This is a genomic window from Ewingella sp. C233 (genome assembly GCF_055407225.1).
The window spans coordinates 587,403-601,371 of sequence record NZ_JBUZRI010000001.1; the positions used below are offsets into that span (position 1 = coordinate 587,403).

Annotated in this window: 13 protein-coding genes; 10 read left to right on the plus strand and 3 right to left on the minus strand. The window is 55.2% G+C overall.

What is annotated here, in order from left to right:
* Positions 1-213: 213 nt before the first annotated feature.
* The gene (locus ACZRKO_RS02765) at positions 214-1,335 is read left to right on the plus strand and encodes an SLC13 family permease (RefSeq protein ID WP_463735732.1); all 1,122 of its coding nucleotides are present in this window, start codon (positions 214-216) and stop codon (positions 1,333-1,335) included.
* Between the two features lie 35 nt (positions 1,336-1,370).
* Here ACZRKO_RS02765 and pdxR read toward each other — a convergent pair whose 3' ends face one another.
* The gene (gene pdxR, locus ACZRKO_RS02770; RefSeq protein ID WP_463735733.1) at positions 1,371-2,840 is read right to left on the minus strand and encodes a MocR-like pyridoxine biosynthesis transcription factor PdxR; all 1,470 of its coding nucleotides are present in this window, start codon (positions 2,838-2,840) and stop codon (positions 1,371-1,373) included.
* Between the two features lie 134 nt (positions 2,841-2,974).
* On the opposite strand from pdxR, the gene ACZRKO_RS02775 reads away from it, so the two are divergent.
* Positions 2,975-3,430, plus strand: a complete 456-nt coding sequence (locus tag ACZRKO_RS02775; RefSeq protein ID WP_463735734.1) for a rhodanese-like domain-containing protein — start codon at positions 2,975-2,977, stop codon at positions 3,428-3,430.
* A 12-nt stretch (positions 3,431-3,442) separates the two neighbouring features.
* Here the strand turns inward: ACZRKO_RS02775 and flk are convergent, their stop codons facing one another.
* Entirely contained in the window at positions 3,443-4,492 is a 1,050-nt protein-coding gene (gene flk, locus ACZRKO_RS02780) for a flagella biosynthesis regulator Flk (protein WP_463735735.1), read from the minus strand.
* Positions 4,493-4,700: 208 nt separating this feature from the next.
* Positions 4,701-5,609 carry a DMT family transporter gene (locus tag ACZRKO_RS02785; protein ID WP_463735736.1) on the minus strand — a complete coding sequence of 303 codons (909 nt, stop codon included), beginning with the start codon at positions 5,607-5,609 and terminating at the stop codon, positions 4,701-4,703.
* A 145-nt stretch (positions 5,610-5,754) separates the two neighbouring features.
* Between ACZRKO_RS02785 and ACZRKO_RS02790 the strand changes: the two genes are divergently transcribed.
* The 8 genes from ACZRKO_RS02790 to dedD all read left to right on the plus strand — a co-directional run bounded on the left by ACZRKO_RS02790 (position 5,755) and on the right by dedD (position 13,813).
* Entirely contained in the window at positions 5,755-6,534 is a 780-nt protein-coding gene (locus ACZRKO_RS02790; RefSeq protein WP_463735737.1) for an AraC family transcriptional regulator, read from the plus strand.
* Positions 6,535-6,633: 99 nt separating this feature from the next.
* Positions 6,634-7,761, plus strand: a complete 1,128-nt coding sequence (gene pdxB / locus ACZRKO_RS02795; protein ID WP_463735738.1) for a 4-phosphoerythronate dehydrogenase PdxB — start codon at positions 6,634-6,636, stop codon at positions 7,759-7,761.
* Between the two features lie 116 nt (positions 7,762-7,877).
* Complete coding sequence (locus ACZRKO_RS02800) at positions 7,878-8,891, plus strand: aspartate-semialdehyde dehydrogenase (protein ID WP_463735739.1); 1,014 nt, start codon at positions 7,878-7,880, stop codon at positions 8,889-8,891.
* Complete coding sequence (gene truA / locus ACZRKO_RS02805) at positions 8,891-9,730, plus strand: tRNA pseudouridine(38-40) synthase TruA (RefSeq protein ID WP_463735740.1); 840 nt, start codon at positions 8,891-8,893, stop codon at positions 9,728-9,730. The genes ACZRKO_RS02800 and truA overlap by 1 nt, the downstream gene beginning before the upstream one ends.
* A gap of 72 nt (positions 9,731-9,802) precedes the next feature.
* Positions 9,803-10,471 (plus strand): DedA family protein, encoded by a 669-nt coding sequence (locus ACZRKO_RS02810; RefSeq protein ID WP_463735741.1) that lies wholly within the window; start codon positions 9,803-9,805, stop codon positions 10,469-10,471.
* A 253-nt stretch (positions 10,472-10,724) separates the two neighbouring features.
* Complete coding sequence (gene accD, locus ACZRKO_RS02815; protein ID WP_463735742.1) at positions 10,725-11,642, plus strand: acetyl-CoA carboxylase, carboxyltransferase subunit beta; 918 nt, start codon at positions 10,725-10,727, stop codon at positions 11,640-11,642.
* 121 nt (positions 11,643-11,763) lie between these two features.
* Positions 11,764-13,035 carry a bifunctional tetrahydrofolate synthase/dihydrofolate synthase gene (folC, locus tag ACZRKO_RS02820; RefSeq protein ID WP_463735743.1) on the plus strand — a complete coding sequence of 424 codons (1,272 nt, stop codon included), beginning with the start codon at positions 11,764-11,766 and terminating at the stop codon, positions 13,033-13,035.
* Positions 13,028-13,813 (plus strand): cell division protein DedD, encoded by a 786-nt coding sequence (gene dedD / locus ACZRKO_RS02825; RefSeq protein ID WP_463735744.1) that lies wholly within the window; start codon positions 13,028-13,030, stop codon positions 13,811-13,813. The genes folC and dedD overlap by 8 nt, the downstream gene beginning before the upstream one ends.
* Positions 13,814-13,969: the final 156 nt, after the last annotated feature.

The window sequence follows — 13,969 nt, forward strand, 5'->3', positions numbered from 1 at the left end:
CGGCGAGTCTACTCAATAGGTCTTCTCCTGCAAGGGAAAAAACCAGTGAATAAAAGGATTGCGAGATGTCTCGCAATCCGACGGCGGGGCCCTGACAGGGCCTCGTTTTTTTTGCGAGGCGTCGCGGAGATTTAACTTTTGCACTGGTAGAGTGCGGAGGCTTGGGTTAACGTCAGCGCATCCGATAACCGGCTCTTCACGGCAGACATCATCATGAGAACCCCTGTATTAAACACGCTGTTGAAACCCTTCTTACACGACCGTTTTCTGCATGTCCTGCTTTTGCTGGGGGTTGGGCTAAGCCTGTTTCAGCCGGAAAAAATCATCCAGTTCCCCCAGTTTGTGGACTGGTCAACGATCGTAACGCTCCTCGGCCTGCTGATGCTTACCAAAGGTGTAGAGGTGAGCGGTTACTTTGATTTTGTTGGCCGTAAGATGATCAACACCATCAGCCATGAACGTTATCTGGCGCTCTTTCTGGTCTGTGCGGCGGCGCTGCTGTCAACGTTTATGACCAATGACGTCGCGCTATTTATTGTTATTCCCCTGACCATTACGCTGAAAAAACTCTCCACCTTACCGGTCACCCGGTTGATTATTTTCGAGGCGCTGGCCGTGAATGCGGGCTCATTACTAACGCCCATCGGCAATCCGCAAAATATCCTGTTATGGAACAAGTCAGGGCTGTCATTTATTGCGTTTATTACGCAAATGGCCCCGCTGGCGCTGGTGAGTCTGCTGGTACTGCTGGTCGTGACCTGGCTGAGTTTTCCCGCAACTACACTAAAGCGGCTGGAGAATAACCAGGGCTACCCTTATAAGAAAAAGCTGCTGTTTAGCTGCCTCGTGATGTATGTCGTGTTTATCGGCTGCGTCGATCTCGGCATGGCGGTATACGGGTTGCTGGCAGTATTACTTTGCTTTCTTTTGCTGGCCCGCGACGTGCTGCTTCGCATCGACTGGCCGCTGATTATGGTGTTTATCGCCATGTTTATTGATGTGCGACTGATCGTCGGGTTAGGTGCCGTACAGGGTGCGGTTGAGCAGATAACTCATTTCTCTTCCCTGGGGATTTATGCATTGGGGATCGGACTGTCGCAGGTAATAAGCAACGTACCGGCGACCATCCTGATGATTAACTATGTTCCGGCCAATACGCTGTTGGCCTACGGCGTCAATGCCGGGGGCTTTGGTCTAGCCATTGGTTCCCTCGCCAACCTGATCGCCTTACGTATGGCGAACGACCGCAAGGTTTGGCTGACATTTCATTATTATTCTTTCCCTTTTTTAGCCCTTAGCAGCCTCGCGGGTTGGGGTCTGCTGAAGCAGTTATAAACAGACACCCTAAGTGGTGGCGGCCCGCCTGAGTGTCATGGGGTTATGCGCGCTAGCCTGTCAACCGCGGTGGTGATTTCCCCCGGCGTTAGCGCCGAGAACCCGAGCAGCCATCCGTCGCGGGTGCTGGACGACGTATCGGGTCCGGGTAACCAAAGCGGCGACAGGCGTGGCGTCGTCACGCCAAGAGCAGACGCCTGCTGGCTGAGTGTTTCCTCTGACCCGGCAGGCAAACGCGCGGCGATTTGCAGCCCACCGGCAGCATGTTGCGGCGTTAACCAGTCCGAGAGTTTGTTATTTATTTGTGTGAGCAGATGATCCCTGCGGCTCTGATAGAGCTGGCGTGAAAAACGCAGGTGTGCGGCGAAGTGGCCGTTGTGAATAAACTCAGCCGTGACGGCTTGCATAACTTGCGAAGAGTGACCGTCATAGACGGTACGCAAAGTCACCATCGGTGCCACTAACGCCGGAGGCAGAACGGCATAGGCTAGCCGCAGAGAAGGAAACAGGACTTTGGAAAAGGTGCCGAGATAAATTACCCGCTGATGTTTATCCAACCCCTGCATCGCCGGCAAAGGGCGGCCGTCGTAATGCAGTTCGCTGTCGTAATCATCTTCGATGATCCAGGCTTGTTGCTGGCGGGCATAGTCCAGTAATTCAAGGCGGCGTGGCAGGCTGAGGCTCACGCCGGAAGGGTAGTGGTGTGATGGCGTCAGGTAGATCAGCTTCGGTGTCGGCTTAGCGTAGTCAGGTTTTAAACCCTGCTCATCGACTTCCACTGCGCAGAGGCGGGCTCCTGCGCTGGCAAAGGCATTGCGGGCGCCAGGGTAGCCTGGTTGCTCCAGCCAGACGTTATCTCCGGCGTCGAGCAGCAGTGTTGCCAGCAGTTGTAAAGCCTGCTGCGAACTGGTGGTGATGACGATCTGCTCTGGGCTGCAACGTACGCCGCGCGATTGTTGCAGATAGCTACAAACGGCTTCACGTAACGGAGCGAACCCTTGCGGATCGCCGTAGCTGAGCAATTTTTCCCCGTTAGTGCGCAGCTGTTTGTTGGTCAACTGTTTCCATATTTTTAACGGGAAAACCCGCAGATCCGGGCTGCCTGCGGCAAAGGCCACAGGCTCTAAAGGATCATGACAGCCACCCGTGGCAACAATTTGCGCCCCGCGCAGAGAGAGTCTGACCGGGTTTTGTTTAAGGGCTGGATGCTTTCTATCTGTCACTGGCCGGGGAATATCGCGGCTGACGAATGTGCCTTTCCCGGTCTGGCGCAGCAGATAGCCTTCGGATTCCACCTGGGCATAAGCTGCCTCAGCGGTGATACGCGAAACCTTCATGTCAGCAGCCAGCTGACGCGAAGAGGGCAGGCGTTGCCCTGCGGATAATGCGCCCTGCATGATGGACTGCCGCAAAGCGGTGCAGAGGCGGTCGCGCAGGCTTTGGCCTCCATGAGCCGGGTTTTCAAACAGAGTCAGCAGAGCCGTCGAAGCCGGGTTTATTGTCATTATGGGTCTTATTGTTGCGCCGTAATTGGTATTAATCATAAGGCCAAAATGGTCGAAGATAATGCTGTTTTCTGCAGGCGTTATTCACCCTGCAGCGGCAAATACCGTTTTTATTCATTATGAGAGAGAAGAAAATGAATTTATCGTCCAGCGTTTTGGCTTTCGCGCCACCGTCACCCGCCGTCAGTGAGGCTTATTTGCTGGCGAAACTCAGTTTCTACACCGATTCCGCAGATGTAGCAGACGATTTGAAAAATCGTGTTGCGGGCATCGTGGTGATTGATACCCGCGCCGAAGCACATTATCTGCGCGGGCATATTCCCGGTGCCGTGAGTTTCCATCACCGTTTAATGAACGAGGAAAGCACCCGGTATTTAGATCGCGACATGGTGTATGTCACCTATTGCGACGGCATCGGGTGTAACGGTTCAACGCAGGGGGCGTATAAATTGGCTAAATTGGGGTTTCAGGTCAAAGAATTGATCGGCGGGCTGGATTTCTGGATCCGTGACCAGCATCCGCTGGCTGAAGGGGAAGAAACCGGCAGCTATCCTGCCGATCTCAGCGTTGAGGATTGCGGCTGTAACTAACCCATCACGGGATCAGAACAGCAGCCACAGGAGCACCACGATCACAACGGAAGCGATAAGCGCTAAAGGCTTGCCAACCAAAGATTGCATCGAGGGGGGCAGCATCGCCATCAAAGGATTCATGATTGGCTGGGGTACAGTGCGCGAGACCGTGGTGAAGTCATCAGCCATTTTCTCAGGGCGCGGCGTACGATCGACCCGCTGGCTGAACAGTACACCCACCAGATCGTTAAGCTGGGCGATGTTGAGCGGCGTAGCGGGTGTGGCGTTGAAGCGAGATTCTACGTACTCGGTGAGCTGAAGAACTTCCTGCGCGGTGGCCGGTTGCTTGAGCACGCTCAGTAAGGTGGTCAGTGTAGGCGTTGCGGTCGGCTGGCTGAGTGCGGCTTTGACCTGCATAAACTGGCTTAACAGCTGAAAATGGCGTGCGGGAATAGGCTCACCCACTTTCACGCCAACCAGATTAAACAGTTCCTGCCACAGTTTCGCAGGCGCTTCGCCGGTCGCAGCGCTGAGTTTTGTCACCAGCTGTTGCAGGTTATTGTGCTCGGCAGGCAGCAAGGCCCGGTCAGTAATGGTCGTTTGCTGCGGCTGAGGAATGGCCATCTCGCGGGTTTGCACCAGCAGGAATACCTGCTGCAGCTGTTCATGGCTCAGCTGGCTTAACACGGTATGACCAAAATTCTGGCGAATGAAGTCGCTGACGGCCTGACGGTTGTTGCCCTGCGGTAGCAGTTCGGTCAGTTGTTGCAGCAGTTGGCGGGTGGAGTGCCCCTCCTGAGCCTGGCTCAGTTTGCCCTGCAAAACGGTTTCGGCGCGGGAGAAAATCCCGGCAGTTAGCTCGGCGTCGTGCGGCAATGCCAGTTCATGGCGCAGCCCGGCCCAGATCTCTGCGGATTTCATCGGCGTCAGCGCCATTAATTTGACGATAAGCTTTTCCAGAGTCGTGCGCTGTGCGGGCGTTAACGGCTGGTTTTCACCCGGCCCGGCGGGGACTGTCTGGCCATTCGGCTGTGTCCTGTCGCCGCCGATCGGCGTGCCTGGACCACTCAAAGGTTGCATATCACCAGTCCTTCGCTCTAGTTAAAACGGCGCAAAGCGCAGAAGCGCCACATCATACCTGCAAACCTGTGCAATCGACACCGTGAATAGTCCGCGAACCCCTATTCTTACGCTTATTTTTTTTAGATTTTGTCAGGTGGCACGAGAAAGCCATAAAAGGCACGAAAATGTTTCGCTGCCCGCAGGATTGCGGGCAGCGAAAGGGGGCTTAAGCAGCCGGATCTTTTTTGACAGTTTTCGCTGTATCACCAAACAATGGGCGGCGTAAGCGTTGAGCGAGGATCACCCCGACAAGCGTGACTCCACCGCCAATCAGGTGGTAGCTGTGTAGCTGTTCATGCAGGAAAAGTACCGCAATAATGGCGGTGAAAATCGGCGACAGATTCATGAAAATGGAGGTTTTATTGGCACCCAACCGAATAACTCCCTGAATCCACAGGAAAGGCGCAATGATCGATGCCGGGATCCCGGCGAAAAGCACCAGCGGAATATTGTGCGCATTCAATTCTACATTCGGTGCCAGCAGGAAATTTGGCAGCAGCAGCAGTACGCCAAAAAGAATCTGGACATACAAGGCTTGCCAGTTTGGCAGGGGAATGGCCCAGCGTTTGGTTAGTACGCCGTAAAGGGCGTAGGAGGCCGATGCGGCAAACATCATCAGTTCGCCGCGGCCGATACCGTGTTGCAATAGCTGCGCCGGATCACCCGCGCTGACCAGCCAGACAAGCCCTGCCAGTGAAAGCAGGCCACCGAGGGCAATCCCCACCGTCGGGACGACGCTAAGCACGACCAGGCTAATGATCACCGTCAGCAGCGGGATCAGCGAATTGAGAATGCCCATAAACAGTGCGCTGACGCTGTGCGCGGCGTAGTACGCCAGGCTTTGATAAAGCACCATGCCGAGCAGGCCGAGGATCAGCAACTTCCACCAGTACTGTTTAATCGCTTTGAGATTGCGTAACACGCCGGGCAGGACGAAAGGTGTCAGCGTCAGCAGGGCGAGCAACCAGCGGTAGAAAGAAATGGCCGCCGGGTCGATAGCCGTGGCTGACACTTTGCTGACGACCGCATTGAGCGACCAGATAAGCACGGCCAGCAGGGGGAAAAGAGCATTCATAATTTTCGTCCGGTACGTCTGTGATTAAATCGTTGCGCTAGTGTACGGTTGTCTTGTTTGTTATATATAACGATAACCAGACAATGCTCTACGCAATTCAGACAACATGGTTTTACACTGATAACGAATGCAGGAACTCCGGCCCGTGATATCGCAAAAACGTTTTTATCCGCCTCTCCCAGAAACAGAACCGACCACGCTGCTTTTTCGCGGTGAAACGCTCCTCGCCAATTCAGAATATATCCTGCATTCGCACCCCTGGAGTCAGATCATCTGTGTGAAGTCTGGCGTAATGACGATGGACGTCGCTGGCCAGCGCTATCTGGCACCGCGTGAATTTGCCGTCTGGCTGCCAGCCGGTACAGAACACTCCAGTTATAACCGGAAAACCTCCCATTTCTGCGCGATAGATATTGCGCCCTGGCTGGATGTCGGGCTGCCGCCTAACCCGTGTCTGCTGACCTTAACGCCGATTTTTAATGCCATTGCTGACGACTGCTTTGCCCGCAATCTGACCGAGCCGGTCACTGAAAGCGATATGCGAATGGCGCGGGTGTTGATTGACCAGATAGCGCTGGCGCACCGGCAGGATACCTATCTGCCAACGTCGCAAAGTAAGTTACTGGCACCGGTACTGAACGCGCTGGAGAAAAATCCCGCGGATAACACCTCGCTGGCTCAGTGGGCGGCGCGGGTCTATACCACGGAGCGAACCTTGTCCCGCCGCTGCCAGCAGGATCTGAGCATGGGTTTTGCAGAATGGCGACAGCGGCTGCGTTTCCTGCATGCCATCTCTCTGCTTGAGCAGGGAAAGACGGTTCAGGATGTGGCGCTCGAGGTTGGCTACAGTTCGTCGTCGGCTTTTATTGTTATGTTCCAGCAAATTTCCGGGACCACGCCTCAACGTTTCCGTAATGAAAGGTAAGCCTGATGCGTCGGCATTGGGATCTGTCGCCATTCGTGGCAAAATCAGGGTCCTCTTTATTTTCTGTTCTTTCCATGGCACAGCCTGCCGGAGACACACGTGAAAATCCTGGTTGATGAAAATATGCCTTATGCCGTCGAGCTTTTCAGCCGACTGGGCACCGTTCAGGCCGTTCCTGGCCGACCTATCCTGCAAGATGCGCTTAATGATGCCGACGCACTGATGGTACGTTCCGTCACCAAAGTGAACGAGAGTTTGCTGGCCGGTAAGCCAGTAAAATTTGTCGGCACAGCGACGGCGGGAACCGATCACGTGGATGATGCCTGGCTGCATCAGCAGGGTATTGGTTTCTCTGCGGCACCGGGCTGCAATGCCATCGCGGTAGTGGAATACGTTTTCTCTGCGTTGCTGATCATCGCCCAGCGCGATGGTTTCCTGTTGCGGGATAAAACCGTGGGTATCATCGGCGTCGGCAATGTCGGTTCGCGGCTCAATGACCGCCTGCGGGCGCTGGGCGTGCGCACGTTGTTATGCGATCCACCCCGCTCGGAGCGCGGTGATGAGGGGGATTTCTCCCCGCTGGAGCAGTTGGTGGCCGAAGCCGATGTGCTGACTTTCCATACGCCGCTCAACATGTCCGGCCCATACGCCACCCATCATCTGGTGGATGCCAGTTTGCTGGCGCGTCTGCCTGCGGACCGCATTTTAATTAACGCTTGTCGCGGAGAAGTGGTGGATAACGCAGCACTGCTCGATGCCCTTAACGGCCCGAAAAAGCTGACCGCCGTACTGGACGTGTGGGAGCCCGAGCCTGATCTGTCGCTGGCGCTGCTGGCGAAAGTGGCTATCGGGACCGCGCACATCGCCGGTTATAGCCTGGAAGGGAAAGCGCGTGGCACCACGCAGGTGTTCGAAGCATTCAGCCAGTTTATCGGTGATCCGCAAAAAGTGCCGCTGGAAGCGTTGCTGCCAGCGCCGGAATTCCCGGTGGTCAGCTTCTCGGGCGAGCTGACCGAAGCCAGACTCCTGAGACTTATTCACTTAGTGTATGATGTGCGCCGCGATGATGCGCCACTGCGTCGTGTTGCCGGCCAGCCGGGGGAATTTGACAAGCTGCGCAAGTTCTATGAAGAGCGGCGCGAGTGGTCATCTCTGCGGGTGATTTGTGATAACAAGGCTACCGTCGAATTACTGAATAAACTCGGCTTCACGGCGGTTCAAGGCTGATGACTTAACGCGGCCTTAAGTTTATACGCTTAAAGTGGCTTCGCGACTATTTTGCGAAAGGGCGGTAATTTCCGCCCCTTTGTATTTTGTACGACTCATTTCTGGAGAATACCAACATGTCTGATGGCTGGAATATCGCGCTGCTCGGCGCCACGGGCGCAGTAGGTGATGCGTTACTGGAGCTGCTGTCTGAACGTCAGTTCCCGGTTGGTGAACTCTTCCCTCTGGCCAGCGAACGCAGCGCCGGCCAGACCATCCGCTACAACGGAAAAAGTCTGCGCGTGCAAAATGCCGCCGAATTTGACTGGTCTCAGGTTCAACTGGCGTTTTTTGTCGCAGGCGCCGAAGCGTCGGCACAGTTTGCTGAAGAAGCGGCAAATCAGGGTTGTCTGGTTATCGACAGCAGCGGTCTGTTTGCCATGGAGCATGACATTCCGCTGGTGGTCCCTGGCGTCAACCCAGATTCGCTGGCCCATTACCGCAACCGCAATATCGTGGCAGTGGCCGACAGCTTGACCAGCCAGTTACTGACAGCGATTAAACCGCTGACAGAGCAGGCAGGTTTAGCGCGCCTTCACGTCACTTCGCTGCTGTCGGTTTCTGCGCTGGGTAAAGTGGCCGTGGACGATCTGGCCGGGCAAAGTGCCCGTCTGCTTAACGGCATTCCGGCCGAAGAAGGGGGGCTCTTTAGCAAGCAGTTAGCCTTCAACCTGCTTCCTCTGCTCAATGATGAAGAGGGCAGCGTTCGCCAGGAACGTCGTCTGGTGGATCAGGTGCGTAAAGTACTGCAAAACGATGGCCTGCCGATTTCCGTGAGCTGCGTGCAGTCGCCGGTGTTTTACGGCCACGCACAGGTAGTGCATCTGGAAGGTCTGCGTCCGCTCTCTGCTGAAGAAGCGCGCACTGAACTTGAACGTGTTGATGATATTAACCTCAGCGAAGAGGACGATTTCCCGACTCAGGTCAGCGATGCCTCCGGCAATGCCAACCTGAGCATTGGCTGTCTGCGTAACGATTACGGTATTCCTGAAATACTGCAGTTCTGGTCTGTGGCGGATAACGTTCGCTTCGGCGGCGCACTGATGGCGGTTGAAACGGCTGAGAAACTGATTGGGGAGTATTGGTACTAATGTCTGAAGAGTTAACCCCTGAACGGCAAGCGCCGCAGGCCGCTCCCGTGGCAGCGCGTATTGCGTTAGGGATTGAATATGATGGCAGTGCTTATTATGGCTGGCAGCGGCAACCTGACGCAGCGAGCGTCCAGGCTTGTCTGGAAAAAGCGCTGAGCCGCGTGGCTGATGCGCCCATTTCTGTTTTCTGCGCCGGGCGGACGGACACGGGCGTGAGCGCGACCGGTCAGGTGGTGCATTTCGAAACGCCGGTACTGCGCAAAGAAGCGGCCTGGACGATGGGCGTGAATACCCATTTGCCGAAAAACATTTCGGTTCGCTGGATGAGTGAAGTGGCGGAGGATTTCCACGCCCGCTTCAGCGCCACCGCACGCCGTTATCGCTATATTATTTACAACCACCGTTTCCGCGCGGCCATTTTGCAGACCGGTATCACGCATGTGCATCTGCCGCTGGACGTCGACAAAATGCAGCGCGCGGGTCAGGCGCTGCTGGGTGAGAACGACTTTACGTCGTTTCGCGCCTCCCAGTGTCAGTCCCGCACGCCGTGGCGCTACATGATTCACCTTAACGTCAGCCGTCACGGTAACTATGTGGTGGTGGATGTGAAGGCCAACGCGTTTGTTCATCATATGGTGCGCAACATTGTCGGCAGTCTGATTGAGGTGGGTTCAGGTGCGCAGCCTGAAAACTGGATGGCCGAGTTGCTGGCCGCCAAAGACCGTAATCTGGCCGCAGCGACGGCGAAAGCTGAAGGGCTGTATCTGGTTTCGGTGGATTACCCGGAGAAGTTTGGACTGCCAAAATTGAATATGGGCCCGCTGTTTTTAGCGGACTGATTTTGCTGCATACATTGTTTACGCTGCTTGTTTAACGTTGCGCATCGGCGCTTAAAAAAGGCGATTCACTAAATGGATTTCATCCACTTTATCATTGATTTTATTCTCCATATTGATGTGCATCTGGCTGAACTGGTGGCGCAATACGGCGCCTGGGTTTACGGTATCCTGTTCCTGATCCTGTTTTGCGAAACGGGGCTGGTGGTCACGCCGTTCCTGCCGGGAGATTCCCTGCTGTTTGTGGCCGGTGCACTGGCCGCGCTGCCGGGCAATGATCTGAACGTACATTTGATGGTGTCCCTGATGGCCGTTGCCGCTATTGTAGGTGACGCGCTCAACTACACCATCGGCCGCCTGTTTGGTGAACGTCTGTTCCGGAATCCGAATTCGAAGATTTTCCGTCGCAGTTATTTGGACCAGACGCACAAGTTTTACGAGAAACATGGCGGCAAAACGATTATTCTTGCGCGCTTCGTGCCGATAGTGCGTACCTTTGCGCCTTTCGTCGCGGGTATGGGGCACATGTCCTATCGCCACTTTGCGGCGTATAACGTGATTGGTGCGCTGGTTTGGGTTCTGTTATTTACCTATGCTGGCTACCTTTTTGGTAACGTACCGATTGTGCAGAACAATCTGAAATTGCTGATCGTGGTGATCATCGTCCTGTCGATTCTGCCGGGTGTGGTGGAAATCTGGCGGCACAAGCGTGCGGCGGCGAAGGTAAAGCGTCAGCAGGGCTAACCTCAGGTCAGCAAAGCTGGGAAATATAAAGAGATTAAACCAGAGGGTTCGACCAGTTTTTTATCCACAGCGTCGGGCCGTTATGGTTTAATGAGCGACATTTATGGTCTGTTCCTGCGAACAACCCTTCCGTTATGCGTCTGTTTTGCCATCCGGCATCAGAGCGGGCGGGCGTTTTGGGTAGGTTTCAGGGGACTTGTTACAGCATGAACAGCGGACTGGCTTCGGCCGGGTTCAAACAGAAAGGTCATCGATGAGCTGGATTGAACGAATTCTTAATAAGAGCAACGTCTCGCAAACCCGTAAGGCAAGCATTCCTGAGGGCGTCTGGACTAAATGTGACAGCTGCGGTCAGGTACTTTACCGCGCCGAGCTTGAACGCAATCTCATGGTTTGCCCGAAGTGCGACCATCACATGCGCATGTCTGCGCGGATGCGCCTCTTCACTTTTATGGATGAAGGCAGCGAGGTTGAATTAGGCAGCGAGCTTGAGCCTAAAGACATTCTGAAGTTTAAAGACTCCAAAAAATACAAAGACCGTCTGGTTGCAGCACAAAAAGAAACCGACGAAAAAGACGCAATGGTTGTCATGAAAGGCACGCTATACGGCATGCCTATCGTCGTGGCAGCCTTTGAATTTGCTTTCATGGGCGGTTCAATGGCGTCCGTTGTCGGTGCGCGTTTTGTCCGTGCTGTAGAGCAGGCGATGGAAGATAATTGTCCGCTGGTCTGTTTCTCAGCCAGTGGCGGCGCCCGTATGCAGGAAGCGTTGATGTCGCTGATGCAAATGGCCAAAACCAGTGCTGCTCTGGCGAAATTGCAGGAGCGCGGCCTGCCGTACATCTCTGTGATGACTGACCCGACCATGGGCGGTGTTTCCGCCAGTTTGGCGATGCTGGGCGACATCAACGTCGCTGAGCCGAAAGCGCTGATCGGCTTTGCTGGTCCACGCGTTATCGAGCAAACCGTTCGTGAAAAACTGCCACCGGGCTTCCAGCGCAGTGAATTCCTGATTGAAAAGGGCGCGATCGACATGATTGTCCGTCGTCCTGATTTGCGTCCAAAACTGGGTAGCGTGCTGTCTAAGCTGACCGGTCGCCCTGAACCGAAAGTGGTTGACGTTCAGGCAGCAGTCAGCGGCAACGCCGCTGACAATCATCAGGATGCCTGATTGACCAGGTAAAAGCCGGTCAATCATAAATGGACGACGTTCCTGTAACGCGAGCGTCGTCCAGCCTGCATACCGTGCTTTTATCCTGACTGTCGCATCTGACGAAGGGGCATTGCCTGTTATGCAAAATCAAGTTATTCCTCAAGCCACGTCGCCTTTGTCTGCGTGGCTTTATTATCTCGAACATCTCCATTCTCAGGCGATAGAGCTCGGCCTCGATCGTGTCAAAGCGGTAGCCAGTAAACTGGACTTGCTGCAACCTGCGCCTTTCGTCTTCACCGTCGCTGGTACCAACGGCAAGGGCACCACCTGCCGTACGCTGGAAGCGATTCTTATCGCCGCCGGGCTGCGCGTTGGGGTTTACAGCTCGCCGCATCTGGTGCGTTACACCGAACGTGTGCGCATTCAGGGAGAAGAGCTGCCGGAAGAGGCACATTGTCAATCCTTTGCTACGCTTGAAGCCGGACGCGGGGAGATCTCCCTGACCTATTTCGAGTACGGAACCCTGTCGGCCCTGAAGCTGTTTAAAGATGCCAAACTGGACGTCGTGATCCTCGAAGTGGGCCTCGGCGGGCGGCTTGATGCCACCAATATCGTCGATGCCAATGTTGCCGTGGTGACCAGCATTGCACTCGACCACACCGACTGGCTCGGCCCTGACTGCGAAAGTATCGGGCGTGAGAAAGCGGGCGTATTCCGTGGCAACCGGCCGGCAATTGTCGGTGAGCCGGAGATGCCGCAGTCAATTGCCGATGTGGCCGCTGAAAAAGGCGCTGACTTATACCGCCTGGGTGACAGCTGGAACTACAGTGTTGCGGGTGACCGCTGGCGCTGGGAAGTGAAGGAGGGCGACGTGCTGGATGATTTACCTGTTCCCAACGTTCCGCTGCCTAACGCCGCCACGGCGCTGGCCGCATTGCACTTCTCCACGCTGAACATTCCCGAAGCCGCTATCCGCAGCGGTTTACAACAGGCGCAACTGCCGGGCCGTTTCCAGACCGTGAGCGAGTCGCCAAGACTTATTCTGGACGTCGCGCACAACCCCCATGCCGCCAGCTATCTGGCCGGACGTCTGCGTGAGTTGCCGCGCAATGGCGGAAAAGTACGCGCCGTGGTGGGAATGCTGCATGATAAAGACATTGCAGGCACGCTGGCCTGTCTGGCGTCTGAGATTGATCAATGGTACTGCGCACCGCTTGAAGGCCCGCGCGGTGCCAGCGTAGAAGAACTGGCCGTGCATCTGGTGCAAGCGCATCAGTTCACGGACGTCGTTTCGGCTTGGCAACAGGCCATGCAGGATGCTGATAGTCAGGATATTGTGATTGTCTGCGGATCATTTCATACCGTAGCGCACGTGATGGCTGCTTTAGACGCGGGGAAAGCCAGTGGCTAGTAAGTTTCAAAATCGTCTGGTGGGGACCATCATTTTGGTCGCACTGGGCGTGATCATTCTGCCGGGTTTGCTCGACGGGAAGAAAAAGCATTATGAGGATGAGTTTGCGTCGATCCCGTTAGTGCCAAAACCGGGTGATGCGCAGGAGCAGGATGTGGTGCCACCGGTATCACAGTCGCTGCCTGCTCAGCCACCGGAAGGGGCAGGGGAAGCGGTGCATGGGCGGGGCAATACGGCGACGCAGCCGGCGAATTCCGGGCAGGAACTGCCGGATGACACCGACGCGCAGCCTGTGACGCCAGTACCGCCAGTCACGACCCGTCCTGAGCCACAAAAACAGGTTCAGCCAGCGCGTCCGGTACCGGCTAAACCTAAGGTGATTGAACCTAAGCCGATGGTCGAAGCAAAACCGGTCGAAAAACCGAAGCCGGTTCAGCCTAAACCTGTTGCACCAAAACCGGTTGAACAGCCGAAAGTAACTGAACCACCGAAAGTGGAAAGCAAACCTCAGCCGGAAGAGAAAGCACCTGCCGGGCAGTCCTACGTTGTACAGTTGGGCGCGTTGAAAAATGCGTCGAAAGCCAACGAGATTGTCGCCAGTCTGCGCTTGTCCGGTTTCCGTGCGTATACGGTTCCAAGTACGCCGGTGCAGGGACAGATCACTCGCGTCTTCGTGGGGCCTGATGCGTCGAAACAAAAACTGGAATCGTCACTGCCGCAGTTGAACCAGATCAGCGGATTAAGCGGGCAGATACGCAGTTACAGCGCTGGAAAATAACCGCACTGCTGTTGTGTTCTGTTGTTAAGTCATGGGGAGGGGCACGCATTTTGTGCCCTTTTTCTATAAGGTCTATTACACAGGATCTTATAGGTTTCTGCGGTGATTGAGGTTTTTTTCATCGCGATTATTAATTTGTTCGGCTGGCAGATTTCC